Source organism: Cryobacterium sp. TMT2-10 (genome assembly GCF_004403075.1).
GTDB lineage: Bacteria > Actinomycetota > Actinomycetes > Actinomycetales > Microbacteriaceae > Cryobacterium > Cryobacterium shii.
On sequence record NZ_SOGW01000023.1, the window covers coordinates 1 to 1,028 of the forward strand.

At 61.9% G+C, this 1,028-nt stretch carries 1 protein-coding gene; it reads left to right on the forward strand.

What is annotated here, in order from left to right; all coding sequences use genetic code 11:
- Positions 1-110 precede the first annotated feature (110 nt).
- Positions 111-1,013 carry an IS982 family transposase gene (locus E3T37_RS02105; RefSeq protein WP_134365202.1) on the forward strand — a complete coding sequence of 301 codons (903 nt, stop codon included), beginning with the start codon at positions 111-113 and terminating at the stop codon, positions 1,011-1,013.
- Positions 1,014-1,028 lie beyond the last annotated feature (15 nt).

The following is a 1,028-nucleotide window of genomic DNA, read 5'->3' on the forward strand; positions in this document are numbered from 1 at the left end:
CTAGATGAGTGAGTCCTAATCGATTGTCGGTAGCGGTACACGTCTAGTCAGATCGGACTGGCCCGGCGTGGACGCTGTTAATCGAAGGCGGAGGGTGTTAAACCCTGTTTGTGAAGACAGATCTGAACACCCTCCTGACCACACTTTACGTCCATCTAGACGATCGGATCATCCCCGCGCTGGGGTTTTCCAGACGGGGGCGGCCCGGGCGCCCGCCGGCCCTGACCGACATTGAGCTGCTCTGCCTCGTCGTCGCCCAACATCTGCTCGGCATCGCCTCGGACCGAAAATGGATCCGCTACGCGAACACGTACCTCAGGCCCATGTTTCCGAATCTGCCCCAACAATCCGGGTGGGGCAAACGCGTTCGCCAAGCCACCGGGCTGCTCTCCGCGGTGATCACAGAACTGGGCAGGGATACCCCGTCCTGGGGCGAGATCACGCGGCTAATCGACTCCACCCCGGTGCCCTGCGGCAAGTCCCGAGAGACCGTGAAACGCTCCGACCTGGCCGGACACGCCGGCTACGGATACTGCGCTTCCCACTCCCGTTACTTCTGGGGATTCCGCCTCTATCTGGTCTGCACCCCAGATGGCATGCCCGTCGTCTGGGGCCTGGCCAACCCCAAAATCGGCGAACGCGAAGCTGCCCAGGCGATGCTGCGCCACGACCGACACCTCATCCAGCAGGGCCAAATCATCATCGGCGACAAAGGGTTCGCCGGCCGCGAGTTCGAAGGGTTCATCACCGACGAACTCGGCGCTCACCTGATCCGACCGGACCGTAAGGACGAGAAGAAACGCTTCGGGAAACTCGGCGGAATCCGCCAATGGGTCGAGTCCGTCTTCGACACTCTCAAAGGCCAACTCACCCTCGAAGACCATGGCGGACGCACTATCCCGGGCCTTTACTCCCGCGTCGCCGGCCGACTACTCGCCCTCGCCGCCGGAATCTGGCACAACTGGCTCCTCGGAACACCCAACAAACGATCCCTCATCGCCTACGACCATTAGGACTCACTCATCTAG